Below are 17,269 nucleotides of genomic sequence, written 5' to 3' on the forward strand. Positions count from 1 at the left end.
GTCAGACACGGGAGGTCTCCTTCGACCCGAGGAGACCCGCCGGCCGCACCAGCAGCACGAGGATCATCACGAGGTACGGGGCGATGCCGGGCAGGCCCTCGCCGAACGCGCCGAGCCGGTCCTGGTAGCCGGTCGCGAGCGCGCCGGCCAGGCCGATCGCGATGCTCCCGGCGAGGGCGCCGAGCGCCGAGTCCATGCCGCCGAGGATCGCCGCGGGGAAGGCGGCGAGGGCGAGCTGGCCGGTGGAGCGGTCCAGGCCGGGCGCGGGGAACGCCGCGAGGAAGACCGCGGCCACCGCGGCCAGCGCGCCGGCCGCGCACCAGGCCACCAGCCGGACCCGCCCGAGCCGGATGCCCATCAGGGCGGCGGCCTCCTGGTCGGCGGAGGCGGCCCGCATCGACAGGCCCCAGCGCGACCAGCGGAAGACGGCGAAGAACACGCCGATCAGCGCCACCGACACGGCGATCCCGGCGAGGCGGGACTCCGCGAGCGACACCCCGCCGATCCGGACCACCCCGGTGCCCCAGGGGTCGCCGGTGCCGAGGTAGTCCGGGCCGATCCCGCGGGCCAGCGCCGTGACGAGCAGCAGGTCGACGCCGATGGTGAGGATGGTCGCGACGTGCACCCCGGCGCCGCGTACGCCGCGCGCGGAGAGCAGGTGCAGCAGGCCGGAGGCGGCGGCGGCGCTCGCCGCGCCGAGCAGCACGGCGAGGGGGAAGCCGAGCGCGGCGTGGGTCGCCGTGATCGTCCAGCCGCCGAGCAGCAGGACGGATCCGTGGGCGAAGTTCATGACCCCGGACGCCTTGAAGACGACGACGAAACCGAGGGCGATCAGGGCGTAGACCGACCCGAGGGCGATGCCGTTCAGCACGGTCCCGGCGAAGGTGGTCATGCGGATTCCTCCTGTCCGAGATAGGCGCGGACGACCGCCGGGTCCTGCTGGACGGCCTCCGGGGTGCCGTCGGCGATGCGCCGGCCGAAGTCGAGGACGGTGACGGTGTCGGCGAGCCGCATGACCATCCCCATGTCGTGCTCGACCAGCAGGATCGAGATGCCGAGGGCGTCGCGGACGGCGGCGACGGTGGACGCCATGGCGAGCCGCTCGGTGGGGTTCATGCCGGCCACCGGCTCGTCGAGCAGCAGCAGCTGCGGCTCGGTGCACAGGGCCCGGGCGATCTCCACCCGCTTGCGCAGGCCGTACGGCAGCGGGCCCACCGGCCGGTCGAAGTGCGGTCCGAGGCCGAGGAAGTCGGCGATCTCCGCGGCGCGCGCCCGGTGCCGCCTCTGCTCGCGGACGGCGGAGGGCAGCCGCAGGGCGGTGGCCGTGAACCCGGCCCGGGTGAGCCGGTGCCGGCCGAGCATGAGGTTGTCGGCGACGGTGCCCTCGGTGAGCACGATGTTCTGGAAGGTGCGGGCGACGCCCAGCGCGGTGATCCGGTGCGGCGCCAGGCGGGTGAGGTCGTGCCCGGCGTACTCGACGCTGCCGGCGGTGGCCCGGTAGACGCCGGAGAGCACGTTGAAGCAGGTGGACTTGCCGGCGCCGTTCGGGCCGATGAGCGCGTGCACGGTGCCGGGTTCGACCGTGAACGAGACGCCGTCGAGCGCGGTCAGCCCGGCGAAGCGGACGGTGACGTCGCGGACGGTGAGCCGGGCGGCCGCGGCGCTCACGCCGTCCACCTGGTCAGCGCGGCGGGCGCCGGGGCGGTGCCCGCCGCGGCGGACTCCTCGGCGGTCGGCTCCTCGGCGGCGCCGAGGTAGAGGCGGCGCACCTCGTCGCCGGCGGCGAGCTCCGCGGCCGGGCCCTCCAGCCGCACCCGGCCGTTCTCCAGCACGGAGGCGCGGTGCGCGATCGAGAGCGCCATGGCGGCGTTCTGCTCGACCAGCAGCACGGCGGTGCCCTGGCGGTTGATCTCCTGCACGATCACGCCGATCCGGCTGACCATCCGGGGCGCGAGCCCGAGCGAGGGCTCGTCGAGCAGCAGCACGCGGGGATCGGCCATGAGGGCCCGGCCGATGGCGAGCATCTGCTGCTCGCCGCCGGACATCAGCCCGGCCTTCTGGCGGCGCCGCTCGGCGAGCACCGGCAGCAGGTCGAGCACGCGGTCCCGGGCCTGCCGGCGGGAGGCGGCGCCGAGGCGGCCGCGGCCCAGCTCGCCGGCGCGGAGGTTCTCCTCGACGGTGAGGCCGGCGAACACCCGCCGTCCTTCGGGCACCTGCACCACGCCGGCCCGGACGGCCCGGGCGGGGTCGCCGGTGAGCGCCTGCCCGCCGGCCCGGACGGCCCCGCGCACCACGGCCCCGCGGTGCAGGCCGAGCGTGCCGGACACGGCGCGCAGCAGGGTGCTCTTGCCGGCGCCGTTGGCGCCGAGCACGGCGACGATCCGGCCGGCCGGGACGTCCAGCGACACGCCGCGCAGCGCCTCGACGGCGCGCCCGTAGGTCACGTGGAGGTTCTCGATGCTGAGTGCGCTGGGCAGCTCGGGTGGGCTCATGGTGCTCCTTGCGTCCGAGCGGGGGCCGGTGCGCAGGGGCCACGGCCGCTCGGGAGGGTGGGAGACGCCGGGGACGCTGGGTCGGCCCGGTTCTGGACGAGCCGCAGAACACCACGGCCGCGCGGCGGCGGTCCATGGCACGGGGAGCACGTGTTGCGGCTGCACAGCCGCCCGCGGGCCGGGTTGTGACGGCGACCAGTGCTCGGGCGGGCGCTGGTGCGGGGCGCGGCGGGGCGGCAGAGTGCGGCGCGGGGCCGCCGGCCGCCGGGGGATGCACGGCGGCGTGGGGCCGCCGGCCGCCGGGGCGGCCGGCGGCTCCGCGACGGGCCCGGGAGGGCGGGCGGTCAGGCCGAGAGGAGCCGGTGCGCGTCGAGGGCGAGCGAGAGCTCGACGAGGTCGCGCGGGTGGTTGAGGCTGCGGCCGCTCAGCTGCTCGTAGCGGCGCAGGCGGTTGAGGACGGTGTTGCGGTGGCAGTAGAGGCGGCTCCCGGCCCGCTGGGCGGAGCCCGCGGAGTCGAGCCAGACGGCGAGCGTGCTCAGCAGGCACTCGCGGTCCTGGTGGTCGAGGTCGAGGACGGGCCCCAGGGCGCGGGCCACCAGCGCGGCGCCGAGGTCGGGGAGGGAGACGACGAGGGCGGCGGGCAGGCGCTCGTGCAGCAGCGCGACGTCGCCGTCGGCGGTGCAGGTGCGCAGGGCGACGTCCGCGGCGCGGCGGGCCGCGCCGAGGTCGGAGAGCTCCCCGACGACCGGGCCGATGCCGACGCGCATGGCCTGACGGGTCGGCAGGTGGGCGGCGAGGGCGGCGGGTTCGGTGCGGTCGTCGAGCAGCACGAGGGCGTACTCGCGGTCGGTGCCGCCGTGGCGCACGATCCGGACGCCGGGCGGCGGGTCCGCGGGCGGTTCGACGGGGTGGGGCCGCAGCGGCGGGCCGTCGGGGGCGGCGAGGGCGGCGACGACGTACCGGCCGTGCTCGGGCAGGTCGAGGGCGGCGGCGACGGTCGCGAGGTCGGCGATCCGGGTGGTGCCGTCGAGGAGCGACTGCACCATGGCGTGGGCGCGTTCGCGGTGCTCGCGGGCGGTCTGGCTCTCGACGGCGCGGTAGGCCTCGGTGATGAGGTCGGAGTGCTCGTCGACGAAGCTCCAGATGCCGGCGGCGCTGTGCAGCAGCAGGTGGGCCCGGTCGGGTTCGCGCAGGGTGGCGGTCTCGACGAGGCGGCGCCAGACCAGGCCGCCGCCGAGGCGGAAGGCGTGCAGCAGGGCGTCGAGGGGCAGTTCGCGCTGGGCGCGGAGGGCGCCGATGTGCCAGGAGCAGCGCCGGGCGGCCTCCCAGCCGGCGGCCGGGTCCATGAGGGTCCGGACGGAGCTCTCCAGGGAGGTGCGCACCTCCAGGTGGAGCTCTTCGGGGCCGATCGCGGCGGGCCGGTAGGCGGGTTCGCGTTCGGTGATCATCGCGACCAGCTCGCGGGCGAGGGAGTCGACCTCGCCGAGCAGGCACTGGGCGGTGCGGCGGAGCAGCTGTTCGGCCTCGGTGTCGGCCTGCGAGCGCAGCGGCCGCCGGGCGGGCGGGTCGTCGGGCAGGCCGCGGAGGCGGCGCGGGCGGGCCGGGCCGGTCGGTGCGGTGCCGGGCGGAGCCAGGGCCGGTGGTCTCACGAGCGCTCCCTCGTCGACTTAACTAGCGCTGGTAGTTAATGACATCGGGCGCGGCAGCACAAGGAATCGCCCGGTCTGCGCACCGCCGACGGCCGAATCGTGACCCCGCGCTGTCCGGGACGTGATCGTCCGTGACGCACCGTGACCCTGCCCCGTCCGCGGGGCCCCGACGCCACCCGATCGGCCCAGTGTCCGGGCGATCGGGACGGAATGCGATGGTATGACTCGTTCTGTCCCCTGTTCCGGCTCGGACGCCGGGGGCGGGCGGTGCGGGGGCGCCGCCGTGGACCGACAGCCCGCCGGTCGGCCGGCGTACGGCTCGGACGGAGTGCCATGGACGACTACCCGCTGCTCAACCTCTTCTGGACGATGCTGGAGCTCTTCCTCTTCATCATCTGGTTCTTCCTCCTCTTCAAGATCATCACCGACATCTTCCGCAGCCACGACATGGGCGGCTGGGGCAAGGCCGGATGGACGATCTTCGTCGTCCTGCTGCCGTTCCTCGGCGTCTTCGTCTACCTCATCGCCCGCGGCAGCTCCATGGGACAGCGGGACCTCGAACAGGCCCGGCAGGCCGACGAGGCCTTCCAGGCGTACATCCGCAAGGCCGCCGCCTCCGAGGGCACCGCCGGAGCCGCCGGGACCGGAGGCGGCACGGGAGGCCACGTGCAGGAGCTCTCCAAGCTCGCCGACCTCAAGGCCGCCGGATCCATCTCCGAGGAGGAGTTCCAGAAGGCCAAGGCCAAACTCCTCGCCTGACCCCGCGGCCCGGCACGCCCGGCAGCCGGCCGGCGTCAGCCCGGCACGGCCGGACCGCGCGCGATCACGGCCTCCACCACCGTGCCACCCGCCGTCCGCAGCACCGAGGTGTGCGCGGCGAAGGCCCGCACCAGGCCCAGCCCGCGCCCGAACACCGCGTCCACGTCCGCCGGTTCGCACCGCGGCGCCGAACGCTCCCGCCAGCGGCCGCCGTCCCGTACCCTCACCGTCAGCGCGGTGTCGCAGAGCTCGAACACCACCGAGAGATCGGAGCTGCCGCTGTGCAGGACGACATTGGTCGCCAGCTCGGTGACGATCACCGCCAGGGCCTCCCGGACCTCCGCGGAGACGTCCGCGCCGTCCGTCGCCGCACGCGCGAGACGGCGCAGCCCCGGCACGGCCTCGGCCCGCGCCGGCACCGTCACCGAGGCCAGCACGCGCCGCACCGGCGGCAGGCCGCCACCGTGCCCGGAGTGCACGGCGGCCGGGCTCTGAAGACTCGTGGTTCTCACGCGGGGCTCCTGCCTGGACGGCGGACGGCGTCGGCGACGGCCCCCGCCGCTCCGCCGGGCCGAGAGGCCTTGACCCCTGCCACGCTGCCCGCCGCACCTCCGCAGCCGCAATCAGTGGGGACCGAACTACGGATACGCAAAGAACACCGGGCGGCCCGGTGAACGCCACCCCGCCCGCCGGCGGCACCCCGGCCGGCTCGCCGAGCGCCCCGCCGAGCGCCCCGCCGGGCGCCCCGTCGGCCGCCGCCCGGCCGCGCCGCCCGGCCCCGGACCCGCAGCCCGGCGAGGCCACCCTGCGCCACCTGCTGGAACGCACCCTCGCGGACCCTGCCGCCACCCCCCTCCTCGTCCTCCTCGAAGGCGAGGCCGGCCGCGGCCGCAGCACCCTCGCCGCCCGGCTCTGCGCCGGCCTGCCCGTACCCGCCCGCACCGGCCCGGACGCCCTCGACGGCCCGCCGCCGGCCGGCCCCCTGCTGCTCCTCGCCGAGGACGTGCACCGCGCGGCCCCCGCCGACGCCGCCGCCCTGCGGGCCCTGCTCGCCGCGCCCCCGCCCGGCCTCGCCTGCGTGCTCACCTACCGCCCCGAGGAACTGCCCGAACCCGGCCTGCCCCTCGGCCCCGCCACCGACTACCCGGCGGCCCTCGCCGTCGTCCGCCACGTGCTCGGCCCGCTCACCGTCGCCGACGTCCGCCGCCGGGCCGCCGCCGCCCTCGGCCCGGACCACGGCCCGCCCGGCCTCGCCGCCCACCTGCACCGGGCCGCCGGCGGCAACGCCCAGGTGGTCGCCGACCTCCTCGGCCCCGCCACGGCCGCCGCCACCGCCGCGGCCCTCGCCGCCGGTGCCGACCCCGTGCCGCCGCCCCGGCTCGGCGCACTCGTCCTGCGCCGTACCGCCGCGCTGAGCGCCGCCCACCGGCCCGTCGTCCACGCCGCCGCCGTCCTCGACGGCCCCGCCACCGCCGCCGACCTCACCGGGACGGCCGGCCTCACCCCGGCCGAGGGCCGCACCGCGCTCCTCGCCGCGCTGCGCACCGCGGCCCTCCAGGAGCTCGGCGACGGCCGGTACGGCTTCGGCGTGCCGCTCGCCGCGGCCGCCCTGCGCAGCCACCTGCCGGGCCCGGTCCGCGCGGACCTCCACCGGCGCGCCGCCCGCGTGCTGGCCCGCCGCCAGCCGGTGCCGTGGGAGCGCGTCGCCGCGCACCGGCTGGCCTGCGGCGACCTGCGCGGCTGGCTGCCCGCCGTCGAGCACGCCGCCCGCCGGCACGTCGAGGACGGCGAACTCGAACGCGCCGTCGGCCTGCTCGAATCCGCACTCGCCACCGGCCCCGTGCCCGAGCACGCCCGCTCGCGGCTCGCCACCCTGCTCGCCCGCTCCGCGGTCATGGGCCTGCGCTCCGACCGCACGGTGGAGGTGCTCCGGCACATCGTCGCCGACCCGGGCGTCGCCCCCGCCGTCCGCGGCGAGATCCGGCTCGACCTCGGCCTGCTGCTCTGCAACCAGATGGGGCGCTGCGTCGAGGGCCTGCGGGAGCTGGAGCACTCCGTCGGCGAGCTGCAGGGCCAGCCGGTGCTGCTCGCCCGCGCCATGTCGGCCCTCGCCATGCCGTACTGGCCCGGCGGCTCGCTCGCCGAGAACACCGCCTGGATCGAGCGGGCCGTCACCGTCGCCGAGCAGGCCGACGACCCGGTGGTCCGGGCCGCGGTGGCCGCCAACCGGGCCAGCGTGCTGCTCAGCACCGGCGACCCGGGGGCGTGGCCGCTCGTCGACGCCCTGCCCCGGGAGAGCGGACTCGTCGCCGCCCGCCAGCAGGCCGCCCGCGGCCTGTGCAACGCCGCCGACGCCGCCGTCTGGCTCGGCCACTACGACCGTTCCCGCGAACTCCTCGGCGAGGGCGTCGCCCTCGCCGCCCGCAGCGGTGCCTCCTACGCCGAACGCACCGGGCGGGCCTGCACCCTCGTGCTCGACTGGGCGTCCGGCCGGTGGGCCGGGCTCGCGGCCCGCGCCGGGGCCCTCGTCGACGAGGCCGGCGCGATGCCGTACATCGCCTCCGACGCCCGGATGGTGCTCGGCCTGCTCGCGCTCGCCCGCGGCGCCTGGGCCGACACCGCCGTCCACCTGACCGGCCCCGACACCATCGACCTCGACGGCGGCCCCGTGCCGCTCTCCGCCACCATCTCCGGCGCGCTCGTGCGCCTCGCGCTGGCCCGGGACGACCTGCCCGCGGCCGCCGCCGAGGCCGCCACCGCCTGGCAGCGGATGCGCGCCAAGGGGGTCTGGGCCTGGGCGGCCGAACTCGCCCCCTGGGCGGTCGAGGCGACCGCCCGCTCCGGCGCGGTGGCCGCGGCCCGCGAGATGACCGCGGAGTTCGCCGCCGGGCTGGAGGGCCGGGACGCCCCCTCCGCGGAGGCCGCCCTGCACTGGACCCGCGGCGCGCTCGCCGAGGCCGTCGGCGACGCGGCGGGGGCCGCCCGCCACCACGGGGCCGCCGCCCGGCTGTACGCGGCCCTGCCCCGCCCGTACCACGCGGCGCTCACCGCCACCGCCGCCGCCCGCTGCACCCTCGCGGCCGGCGGCCCGGCCGAGACGGCGGTCGCCGCGCTCGCGGAGAACGCGCGGCAGTTCGAGGCGCTGGGCGCCACCTGGGACGCCGCCTGCACGCGGGCCGAACTGCGCGGCCGCCGGCCCGCCGAGGAGCGCCGCACCCCGGGCCGGCCCGGCTACGGCGACCTCCTGTCGCCCCGTGAGACGGAGGTCGCGCAGCTGGCGGCGGGCGGCATGACCAACCGGGAGATCGCCGCCGCCCTGCACCTGTCGCCGCGCACCGTGGAGCAGCACGTGGCCCGGGCCATGCAGAAGACCGGCGCGCAGTCGCGGCAGCAGCTCGCCCCGGGGCCGGAGGCCGCGGATTGATTGCGTATCCGTGGAAACGCGGTTCCGGATTGGGCGGGGCGGTGCGGTGCGGCAGGCTCACCGGGGGCGGCGCCGCACGTGATCCGGGCGGCGCCGCAACGGGGCCGCCCCCCAACCACGGGCGGCTTCGCGCACTCGCGCCGGGCGCCGTGGCGGACCACCGCGGCGCCCGCCGCCGTCCGCTCCCCCCGCGCCACGCACGGGCGGCGGGGGGAGCGCGGCCGGCTCCGGGCCGGCCGCGCGGCGGGGCCGGGTGCCCGGGCGGCTGCCGGCCGGGCCTAGTGCCCGCGGGCGATCCACTCCTCCAGGTGCGGGGCCTCGGCGCCGATGGTGGTGGAGTCGCCGTGGCCGGTGTGGACGACGGTGTCCGGCGGCAGCACGAGCAGGCGCTCGCGGATCGAGCGGATGATCGTGGGGAAGTCCGAGAACGAGCGGCCGGTGGCGCCGGGGCCGCCCGCGAACAGCGTGTCGCCGGTGAGCACGGTGCCCAGGGCCGGGGCGTACAGGCAGACCGCGCCCGGGCTGTGGCCCGGGGTGTGCAGCACCGTCAGCTCCGTCCCGGCGACGGTCAGCGTCTGCCCGTCCTCCAGTGGGCCGTCCGGCCGCATCCCGGGGTGGGTGTACTGCCACAGCTCGGTGTCGTCGGGGTGCAGGAGCACCGGCCCGGCGGTGCCGGCGGCGAGGTCGGGGGCGGCGTTGACGTGGTCGTTGTGGCCGTGGGTGCAGACGATCGCGAGGACGTGGCGGCCGGCGACGGCGGCCTCGATCGCCTCCGCGTCGTGGGCGGGGTCGACGACGATCACCTCGGTGTCGTCGCCGACGAGCCAGACGTTGTTGTCGACCTTCCAGCTGCCGCCGTCGAGGGTGAACTCGCCGGAGGTCACGAGGTGTTCGATGCGCGCGGTCATCAGAACACCACCACCGAGCGGAGGACCTCGCCGCGGTGCATCCGCCCGAAGGCCTCCTCGACGCCGTCCAGGGCGATGGTCTCGCTGACGAACGCGTCGAGGTCCAGGCGGCCCTGCAGGTAGAGGTCGATGAGCATCGGGAAGTCCCGGCCGGGCAGGCAGTCGCCGTACCAGGAGGACTTGAGGGATCCGCCGCGGCCGAAGACGTCGAGCAGCGGCAGCTCCAGCCGCATCTCCGGGGTCGGCACGCCGACCAGGACGACGGTGCCCGCCAGGTCGCGGGCGTAGAAGGCCTGCCGGTAGGTCTCGGGGCGGCCGACCGCGTCGATGACGACGTCCGCGCCGTGGCCGCCGGTCAGCTCCCGGATCGCCTCGACCGGGTCGGTGGCGGTGGAGTTGACGGTGTGGGTGGCGCCCAGCGTGCGGGCGCCGGCGAGCTTGCGGTCGTCGAGGTCGACGGCGATGATCCGGCCCGCGCCCGCGAGCTTCGCCCCGACGACGGCCGCGCCGCCCACGCCGCCGCAGCCGATCACCGCGACGGAGTCGCCGCGGCCCACGCCGCCGGTGTTGATCGCCGCGCCCAGGCCGGCCATCACCCCGCAGCCCAGCAGTCCGGCGGCCGCCGGGGACGCCGCCGGGTCGACCTTCGTGCACTGCCCCGCGGCGACCAGGGTCTTCTCCGCGAACGCGCCGATCCCCAGCGCGGGGGACAGCTCGGTGCCGTCCTCCAGGGTCATCCGCTGCTTCGCGTTGTGGGTGTCGAAGCAGTACCAGGGCCGTCCGCGCCGACAGGCCCGGCACCGGCCGCACACCGCACGCCAGTTGAGGATCACGTAGTCGCCCGGCGCGACCTCCGTGACGCCCTCGCCGACCGACTCCACCACGCCCGCCGCCTCGTGGCCCAGCAGGAACGGGAACTCGTCGTTGATCCCGCCCTCCCGGTAGTGCAGGTCGGTGTGGCAGACCCCGCACGCCTGCACCTGCACCACCGCCTCGCCCGGCCCCGGATCCGGCACCACGATCGTGGCCACCTCCACCGGTGCGCCCTTCGACCGGGCGATCACTCCCCGTACCTGCTGTGCCATCAGATCCGTGCTCCCTCGTCGTCTCGGGCACGGCCGCCCGCCCGAGGGGGGCGGCCGTGTGCTCCGCGGCCAAGCTATCCGAGCCGCCGGGGGATCCTGCGGGAATCGGCCGGGGCGGGGCGTCGCGCCGTCAGAACGCCGACACGTAGTACGGGGAGACGCTCATCCGCCCGTTGCCGCGGGCGCCGTTCAGCGTGCCGGAGGACGTGCGGGCCAGGGTGTACCAGGAATCGACGTAGTCCGGGTCGTCGGTCCACCACTCGGTGGGGATCGCGTCGAGCACGGCGTTCACCAGCGGGACGTACGCCCCCTGGTCGGTGACGGTGAGCAGCACGGCGGCGATCGCCTTCGCGAGGGCCTGGTAGTTCGTGTCGCCGTCCTCCTCCATCAGCACGACGTCCGCGAGGTTGTACTTGTAGGAGGACCAGTTCACGAGGAGCTGGTTGGGGCGGTAGACGGTGCCGTCGGAGTCGAGGTAGGGCATGTCGACCGGGTCGACCCGCACCTTGCCGTCCAGGCCGAAGCCGGTGACCAGGGCGTACACCTCGGCGTCGCCCTTGAACCACGGCTCCTCGTCGTCGGAGAGCTCGACCGAGTCGATCCTCGTGGCCCACCAGCCGGTGGCCGCGGCGGCCGCGGCGGGGCCGCCGAGCGCCTGCCGGAGGATCCCGGTGCCGGCGGCGAGCGCCCGGCCGGCGTCGACGTCGACGAGGTAGAGCGGCTGCTCCGGCACCCGGGTGGCGTCCACGGTGTGCGCGCGGCCCCGGGCGTCGTACGCGGTGAACGAGGTCGCGTCGTCGTCCGCGGGCGCCGCGGCGACCCAGGGCGCGGTGCCGGCGTCGAGGGCCGCGCGCATCGAGGCGTCGCCGAGGCGCACCCGCAGCAGCGGCCCGGCACCGGCGCCCAGGCCCTTCGCGGTGAGCACGGCGGAGTTCGCGGCGGCGACGGGCGCGGCCAGGCGGCGGCCCGCCCCGGCGTCGGGCCGGGCGGTGAGGGCGGCGAGGTCGGCCTCGGCGCCGCCGGCGGTCGCGGCCGCCAGCCGGGCCCGCCACGCGGTGTCGCCGACCGAGCCGGCCAGTGCCCGCGCGGTGTCGTCCTCGACGGTGTGCACGGACGTGTGTGCGGGCGTGTGCGGGCGGGCGGGCTGCAGCGCCTCGGTGCGGGCGCTCGCCGGCCCGGCGTACGCGGTCTGGGCGGTGGCGGCCAGCGCCAGGGCCAGGGCGGCGCCGACGGCGGCGCGCAGGGTGGTCGCAGTGCTCAACGGATCCTCCAGTGCGGGGGTGTGCGTACGGAGCGCGCCCCGCCCACGGGGCCACGGCATGTCGACGCCCTGGCGGCCGGGAGGGCGGAGCGGTGGTGGGTGAGCCTCAGAAGCCAAGCAAGATGGGCGTGTTCCCGTCAAGGCCGTGCGGGTGAAAACCTGACGGAACGTCAGTCAGGCCGGGCGCGCGGCGGGGCGGGAAAGGCCGCCGGGAGGGTGTCAGGTCCATCATGCCCCGTCACGGGCCTCGCCGGTAGGACCAGGAGCACGTCCGCCGGCCCTTCTCCCGGACGGCCGCGGACCCCCAGAATCGTCGGCATCCACCCTTCCCGTACGCCGGTCTCCGCACCCGGAGGCAGCGGCGTGCCGCCGTGCTGTCCAGGCACCCGGCGGGGGCGATCCGGGGGTGGAGGACAAGGGGAGACGATGGATCACGACGCGGCCCTGCGCGCCCGGGTACTGCTGCTCGGCACCGGCCGGCTCGGCCTCCTGCAGGAGGTGACGGCCTACCGCGCGCTCGTCCCGTTCAGCCCGGCGGTCTACGCCCCGAAGCTCGCGCGGGCCCTCGTGGTGCTCAGCCGCGACCCGCAGGTCCGCCACCTGCCCGAGGCGCGGCTCGCCCTGCTCGACGAGGCCGTCGCCGCGGCCCGCGGCACGGCCGCGGACGACCCGCGGCGCCCGGAGATCCTCGTCCAGGCCCTGCGGAGCCGTCAGCTGCACCTCTACGACCTCGGCCGCCGCGCGGAGGGCCTGGCGGTGCGCGAGGAGATGGCGGCACTCGCCCGGGCGGCGGCGCCGGGCAGCCCGCTCGCCCGCCGGGGCCCGGAGGAGTGGGCCGACGCCCTCGCCGGCCGGGCCGGCCTGCTGCCGGCGGACGACTGCTCCGCGGCGGCCCGGCCGGACGCCGAGGAGTCGCCGGCGTACCGCCCGCAGACCCGTCAGTGCAGCGTCGGCACCCCGCCGCCGTCCACCCGGGCGACCTCGGTGCCGGTCAGGCCGCGGCCCCAGCGCCCGGTGATCCCGGCGAGCCGGTCCGCGTCGGGCGGGGTGCTGCCCAGGCCGACGGCGTAGCGCACGACGCCCGGCCCGCTCCCGAACGGCCGGGGCCAGGCATGCGCGTCGGCCACGCCCGCCTCGTCGAGGGCGGCGAGCAGCGCCCGCATGCGGCCGCGGACGGCGCCCACGGCCCCGGTCGCCCCCTCCGGGCCGTCGGTGCGGACGGTCACCACCGCCCAGGCGGCGTGCCGCCGGTGCAGCGGAGGCGGTGACAGCAGGGCCGGCCGCGGATCGGTGCCGGTGGCGGCGGCCTCCTCGGTGATCTCCCAGGCGCGGTAGAGCTCCTGGACGAGGAGGTCCCGGCCGCCCGCGGTGACCTGGGCGGTGCAGGAGCGGACGGGTGCGGTGGGCGTCAGGACCGTCACGGCGTCGCCCGGGGCCGGAACCGGGGCCGGAACCGGGGCCGGTGCTGTCGCGGGTGCCGCGGCGGGTGACAGGCCGACGGGTGTGCGCCAGTCCCGCGCCGCCCAGGCGGCGAAGAAGTGCCGCAGCAGGGCGTCCGGCGGGAGGTGCCCGGACCCGGCCGCCGTCCGGGCGGTCAGCACCGACCAGGCCAGCCCCGGGAGCCCGCCGAACGGCGCGGAGTCGAGACCGCGGGCCGCCGCCCACGCCTTCACGTCACGGGCGAGCCCCGCGAAGGGGGCGCGGGCGGCGCCCACGGCGTCGAGCAGGGCCCCGGCGTCGGAGACGGCGCTCAGCGCGACGGCGGCCGGCTCGCCCAGATCGGCCCGGTGCGCCACCGCCGCGGCCGGGTCGAGACCGCCGGAGGCCACCACGACGAGGTCGACGCCGAGGCCGCCGTCGGTGAACCGCAGACCGGGCACCCGGGCGCCGGTGACCTCCCGGACGGGCCCGGCACCGGGCAGGGCGGCCGCCACCCGGGCGCGCACCTCCGCGAGGCCGGGCGTGCCCGGCAGCACCGCCACGAGGTCGAGGTCGGCGCCCGGCAGGGCGCAGCCCGTCCGGCGGGAGCCGACCACGTGCACCGTGCCGTCGGCCAGGGCCTCCGCGATCCGGCGGGTGGTGCGGGCGGCGGCCCGGTCGTCGCCGGGTGCGGGTGCGGGCGTGGGTGCGGGTGCGGGTGCGGGTGTCGGGGCGGATGCGGGTGCGGGTACGGCCTCGTCCGGGGACTCGGGCAGCCACCGGACGCCGCCGGTGCCGAGGGTGACGACGGCCCGTGGCCGCATCGGCCCGTCGCCGCGGCGGGAGAGCAGGGTCAGCGTGTCGACCCGGGCCGTCGCGCCGGCGAGGCGGGCGGCACTGTCGGCCGCGACCCGGTCGGGCCGGCCGGTGCGGCCCAGGCTGAGGTGCGGGGTGAAGCCCCCGGCGCGGCCCCGGCATGCGGGGAAGCGCTGCTGCACCGCGTGGTGCAGGGCCGTCCACGGACCCGCGCCGGCGGCGGCCGGGTCGAGCCAGACGGTGGCGTCCTGCCGGTGCCGGAAGGTGTGCACCCCCTCCAGCCGGGCGTCGAACGGCGGGATCCCGGCTGCGGCCTCCGCGAGCAGCGGTGCGGCGCGTTCGAAGTCCGCCTCGGGGACGAAGCCGAAGAGCACGTTGACGTGCGGCGGCCAGCGGTGCACCTGCGGGTCGTGCGCGACCCGGATGTCCTGGATCGGCGGCCACAGCTCCTCCGGCGGCAGCCAGGCGAGCGCGGTGCGGGCCGTCGGCGCGACGTCGAAGGTGCCGGCGGGTTCGGCGCCGCCCGGCCCGAGATCGACCTCCACACCGTAATGGTCGGACACGTACAGCCCGTCCGCCGCCGGGGTGTCGCCGCGCAGCGCGGCCCGGACGGCCCGCCGTGCGCCGCCGGGGCGGAGCAGGACGCGGTCGAGCCGGGACGCCCGGCCGGTCAGGGAGGCGACGGCGGCCAGCGGGTTGGCACCCGGGTCGAACGTCGGGGTGCGGTCGGCCGGGCCGTGGACGAGGCTCCAGGCGTCGTCGAGGCCCAGCACGGCGGCCGGCCCGTCGGGCCCGTCGCGTCCGTCGTTGAGGTCGCCGACGAGCAGCAGCTCGCCGTCCAGGCCGGCCAGCCCTTCGGCGATCCGGGCGAGTTCGCCCCGGCGGAGCGCCGGGCCGTCCGCGGAGTGGTCGCTGCTGAGGTGGGTGGCGGCGACGGTGAGCGGCCCGTCGGCGGTGCGCACGGTGACCGCCGCGACGGCCTTGTGGGGGCCCAGCAGGTGGCGTCCGGCCTCCAGCACGGGCAGGCGGCTGAGCAGCAGCACGCCGCACTCGTCGGCGTCCCGGCCCTCCGGGTCGGTGCCCAGGGTGTAGGCGGCGCGGACCCACGGGGCCCGCAGCAGCATCGTGAGGAGCCCGGCCTCGACCTCCTGCAGCGCGATGACGTCGGCGTCGGCGGCCTCCAGGGCGGCCAGCAGCAGCGGGCGCCGCCGGGCGGTGTCGATCCGGTCGCTGTCGTAGCGGTCCCAGAGGGTGTTCCAGGTGAGCACGCGCACGGTCGCGGCGGCCGGCTCCGGGCGGGGCGGCCCGCCGGGAGCGGGCCGCCAGCCGTCGGCCTGCCAGGCGTACGGGGTGCGGGCGGTGAAGAACGGGGCGCGCAGGCGGCGGGGATCGCGGACGCGCCCGGCGTCGCAGGAGTCGAGGAGGTCGAGGCCCGCCGCGCGGTCCCACACGGTCGTGCCGTCCGCCTCCACGCACAGCACCCGGTGCCAGGGGACCTCGCCGCCGGGCGCGAAGGCGTCGAGCGGGACGCGCTTCGGCTCCGCCCCGCGCTGCTGCACGACGAGCACGAACCGGGCGGGGTCGAACCGGGCGTCCCAGCGGACCCGGTGGTAGATCTGCTCGCTGGTACGCATCACACGTCCTCCTCGTCGAGCGTGCCGGCGGTGTCGTCGACGGCGCCGGACGGCCCGACGTACCAGGTGCGGTGGGCCTCGCCGGGGTAGGGCGGCCCGTAGCGGCGCCACTGCTCGGCGAGGACCGCGGCGGGCACCGGGTGCGGCCGGACGGCGTTGCGTCGCACCAGCTCGTCCGGACCGACGACGGCGACGGCCTGCGTGACGAGGGCGTCGCGGCGCTGCGCGACGGCCAGCACGGCCGCCCGCTGGTGCCGGTTCAGCGAGGTGGCGTCCCAGACGGCGGCCGCACCGGTGGCGAGCGCCGCGTCGAGGCGGTCGAGGCCCGCGCGCAGCACGTCGCCGTTGGCCCGCTGGTCGGCCCGGTCGCCGCGGGCCTGCCGGAGGTCGTCCAGCGAGATCCGGGCGCCGGTGCCGGGCAGCCCGGCGGCGAACCGGCTCTTGCCGCTGCCGGACGGGCCGACCAGCTGCACCAGGCGGGGGAACGCCCCCGTCCGCCACCGCCAGGTGGCGGCCACCGCCTCGTCGACGGTGCCGATCCTGCCGTCCGCGAAGGCCGCGCGGGCCTCCGCCCAGCAGCGCTGGGCGGCGTCCGGCGGCAGGTCCGCGAACGCCTCGCGCAGCCCGGACCGCAGGCGGTGCAGCGGGGACGCCCCGTCCCCGGCGAGCATGCCGGCGTCCTCGGCGTGCAGCGCCGACCACTCGACCTGCCCGCGGGCCTCCTCCGCCTCCGGGCCGGTCCGTCCGGCGAGCACCGCCGCGGCGAGCGCGTGCAGCACGCCGAGGTCGGCGGCGAAGGAGAGCCGGACGAGGCCGGAGCGGCGCTGCTCGTCCGGGTGCGGGCGGTGCAGGGCCGGGTGCAGCCCGGCGAGGTCGGCGACGCGCCGGGCCGTCGGCAGGCCGAGCGGGCCGGCGAGGAGGGCCGCCAGCTCCGCGCGGCGCGTGCCGTGCAGGGCGGCGGCGAGGACGCCGGTGAGCCGGTCGTCGCCCGTCCGGCCGAGGGCGTCGAGCCGGGCGGCGACGTCGGCGACCGCCTCGTCGCCGGTGTCCGGGCCGGACGGGCCGGGGGTGTCCGGGCCGGTGCCGGGGTCGGCCGGTGCAGGGGGGACGCCCACCGCGGCCCGCAGGGCCGCCGGGTCGGCGGCCGCGCCGGAGCGCACCGCCCAGAGGGCCGCGGCCGGCCCGAGCCCGTTCTCCACGACGGCCGCGTACATCCAGTGCGTGTCGGTGCGGACGTGCCGCGGGCGGACCCACTTGGCGACCCGGTGCGCGAAGTCCGCCCGGGCGAAGCCGGCGGTGCTCCGCACGACGTAGCCCTCCTGCCGGTCGGTGTCCAACCGCAGGGCCCGCAGGGCGCGTTCGTCGAGCACGCCGCGCCACAGCACGGGCGGGGCGGGCACGCCGAGGCGGCGCAGGAAGCGCACGGTGGCGTCCCAGTCGAGGCAGCGGTCGTCGGCGTCCCAGACGGAGAAGCCGTAGAACCAGCTGTCGAGCGACCGGTAGGCGATGGAGTGCTGCGCGAACAGGTTCTCGCCGCACACCCGCCAGCCGGCCGGGATCGCCGGGCCGATCCGGCCCTGGAGTCCCTTCACCCACGTCCGGGACGGGTGGTGGCCGGAGTCCGGGGAGCGGGCGTGCAGGCCGTCGCGGTAGAGCGTGGTGTTCTCGCCGTCGAGCTTCTCGGTGACGACGACCTCCAGGCCGCGCAGCCCCGCCGGCCCGTCCGAGCGGACGTCGTCGGCGGTCGCCCCGGGTGACCACGGCAGGTGCGGGGTCCGCGGGTAGGGGGCGCGCATCGTCCGCTCCTGGTGGGTGAGGGTGT

The 17,269-nt window shown here is 77.9% G+C and carries 12 protein-coding genes; 2 read left to right on the forward strand and 10 right to left on the reverse strand.

Annotated features, from left to right (window positions below; genetic code table 11):
• Position 1: 1 nt before the first annotated feature.
• From SNE206_RS02815 to SNE206_RS02830, 4 genes are all read right to left on the reverse strand, one after another.
• Positions 2-892, reverse strand: coding sequence for a branched-chain amino acid ABC transporter permease (locus SNE206_RS02815; RefSeq protein WP_407911705.1), 891 nt, complete (start codon positions 890-892; stop codon positions 2-4).
• Positions 889-1,668 (reverse strand): ABC transporter ATP-binding protein, encoded by a 780-nt coding sequence (locus tag SNE206_RS02820; RefSeq protein WP_407911706.1) that lies wholly within the window; start codon positions 1,666-1,668, stop codon positions 889-891. The genes SNE206_RS02815 and SNE206_RS02820 overlap by 4 nt, the downstream gene beginning before the upstream one ends.
• On the reverse strand, positions 1,665-2,492 hold the full coding sequence (locus SNE206_RS02825) for an ABC transporter ATP-binding protein (protein ID WP_407911707.1): 828 nt from the start codon (positions 2,490-2,492) through the stop codon (positions 1,665-1,667). The genes SNE206_RS02820 and SNE206_RS02825 overlap by 4 nt, the downstream gene beginning before the upstream one ends.
• A gap of 344 nt (positions 2,493-2,836) precedes the next feature.
• Positions 2,837-4,141, reverse strand: coding sequence for a PucR family transcriptional regulator (locus tag SNE206_RS02830; RefSeq protein ID WP_407911708.1), 1,305 nt, complete (start codon positions 4,139-4,141; stop codon positions 2,837-2,839).
• A gap of 333 nt (positions 4,142-4,474) precedes the next feature.
• Here SNE206_RS02830 and SNE206_RS02835 point away from each other — a divergent pair, with 333 nt between their 5' ends.
• Positions 4,475-4,900: an SHOCT domain-containing protein gene (locus tag SNE206_RS02835; protein ID WP_407911709.1), complete on the forward strand. Its 426-nt coding sequence runs from the start codon at positions 4,475-4,477 to the stop codon at positions 4,898-4,900.
• A 35-nt stretch (positions 4,901-4,935) separates the two neighbouring features.
• On the opposite strand, the gene SNE206_RS02840 is transcribed toward SNE206_RS02835, so the two are convergent.
• Entirely contained in the window at positions 4,936-5,412 is a 477-nt protein-coding gene (locus SNE206_RS02840; RefSeq protein ID WP_407911710.1) for an ATP-binding protein, read from the reverse strand.
• A 158-nt stretch (positions 5,413-5,570) separates the two neighbouring features.
• Here SNE206_RS02840 and SNE206_RS02845 point away from each other — a divergent pair, with 158 nt between their 5' ends.
• Positions 5,571-8,324, forward strand: a complete 2,754-nt coding sequence (locus SNE206_RS02845; RefSeq protein ID WP_407911711.1) for a LuxR C-terminal-related transcriptional regulator — start codon at positions 5,571-5,573, stop codon at positions 8,322-8,324.
• A gap of 278 nt (positions 8,325-8,602) precedes the next feature.
• Here the strand turns inward: SNE206_RS02845 and SNE206_RS02850 are convergent, their stop codons facing one another.
• The 5 genes from SNE206_RS02850 to SNE206_RS02870 form a co-directional block, all read right to left on the reverse strand.
• Complete coding sequence (locus tag SNE206_RS02850) at positions 8,603-9,232, reverse strand: MBL fold metallo-hydrolase (protein ID WP_407911712.1); 630 nt, start codon at positions 9,230-9,232, stop codon at positions 8,603-8,605.
• On the reverse strand, positions 9,232-10,317 hold the full coding sequence (locus SNE206_RS02855; RefSeq protein ID WP_407911713.1) for an S-(hydroxymethyl)mycothiol dehydrogenase: 1,086 nt from the start codon (positions 10,315-10,317) through the stop codon (positions 9,232-9,234). The genes SNE206_RS02850 and SNE206_RS02855 overlap by 1 nt, the downstream gene beginning before the upstream one ends.
• Before the next feature lie 130 nt (positions 10,318-10,447).
• Complete coding sequence (locus SNE206_RS02860; RefSeq protein ID WP_407911714.1) at positions 10,448-11,578, reverse strand: DUF3103 family protein; 1,131 nt, start codon at positions 11,576-11,578, stop codon at positions 10,448-10,450.
• A gap of 938 nt (positions 11,579-12,516) precedes the next feature.
• Positions 12,517-15,447 carry a poly(A) polymerase gene (locus SNE206_RS02865; protein WP_407911715.1) on the reverse strand — a complete coding sequence of 977 codons (2,931 nt, stop codon included), beginning with the start codon at positions 15,445-15,447 and terminating at the stop codon, positions 12,517-12,519.
• Entirely contained in the window at positions 15,447-17,243 is a 1,797-nt protein-coding gene (locus SNE206_RS02870) for an RNA ligase family protein (protein ID WP_407911716.1), read from the reverse strand. The genes SNE206_RS02865 and SNE206_RS02870 overlap by 1 nt, the downstream gene beginning before the upstream one ends.
• Positions 17,244-17,269: the final 26 nt, after the last annotated feature.

Source organism: Kitasatospora sp. NE20-6 (assembly GCF_045862635.1).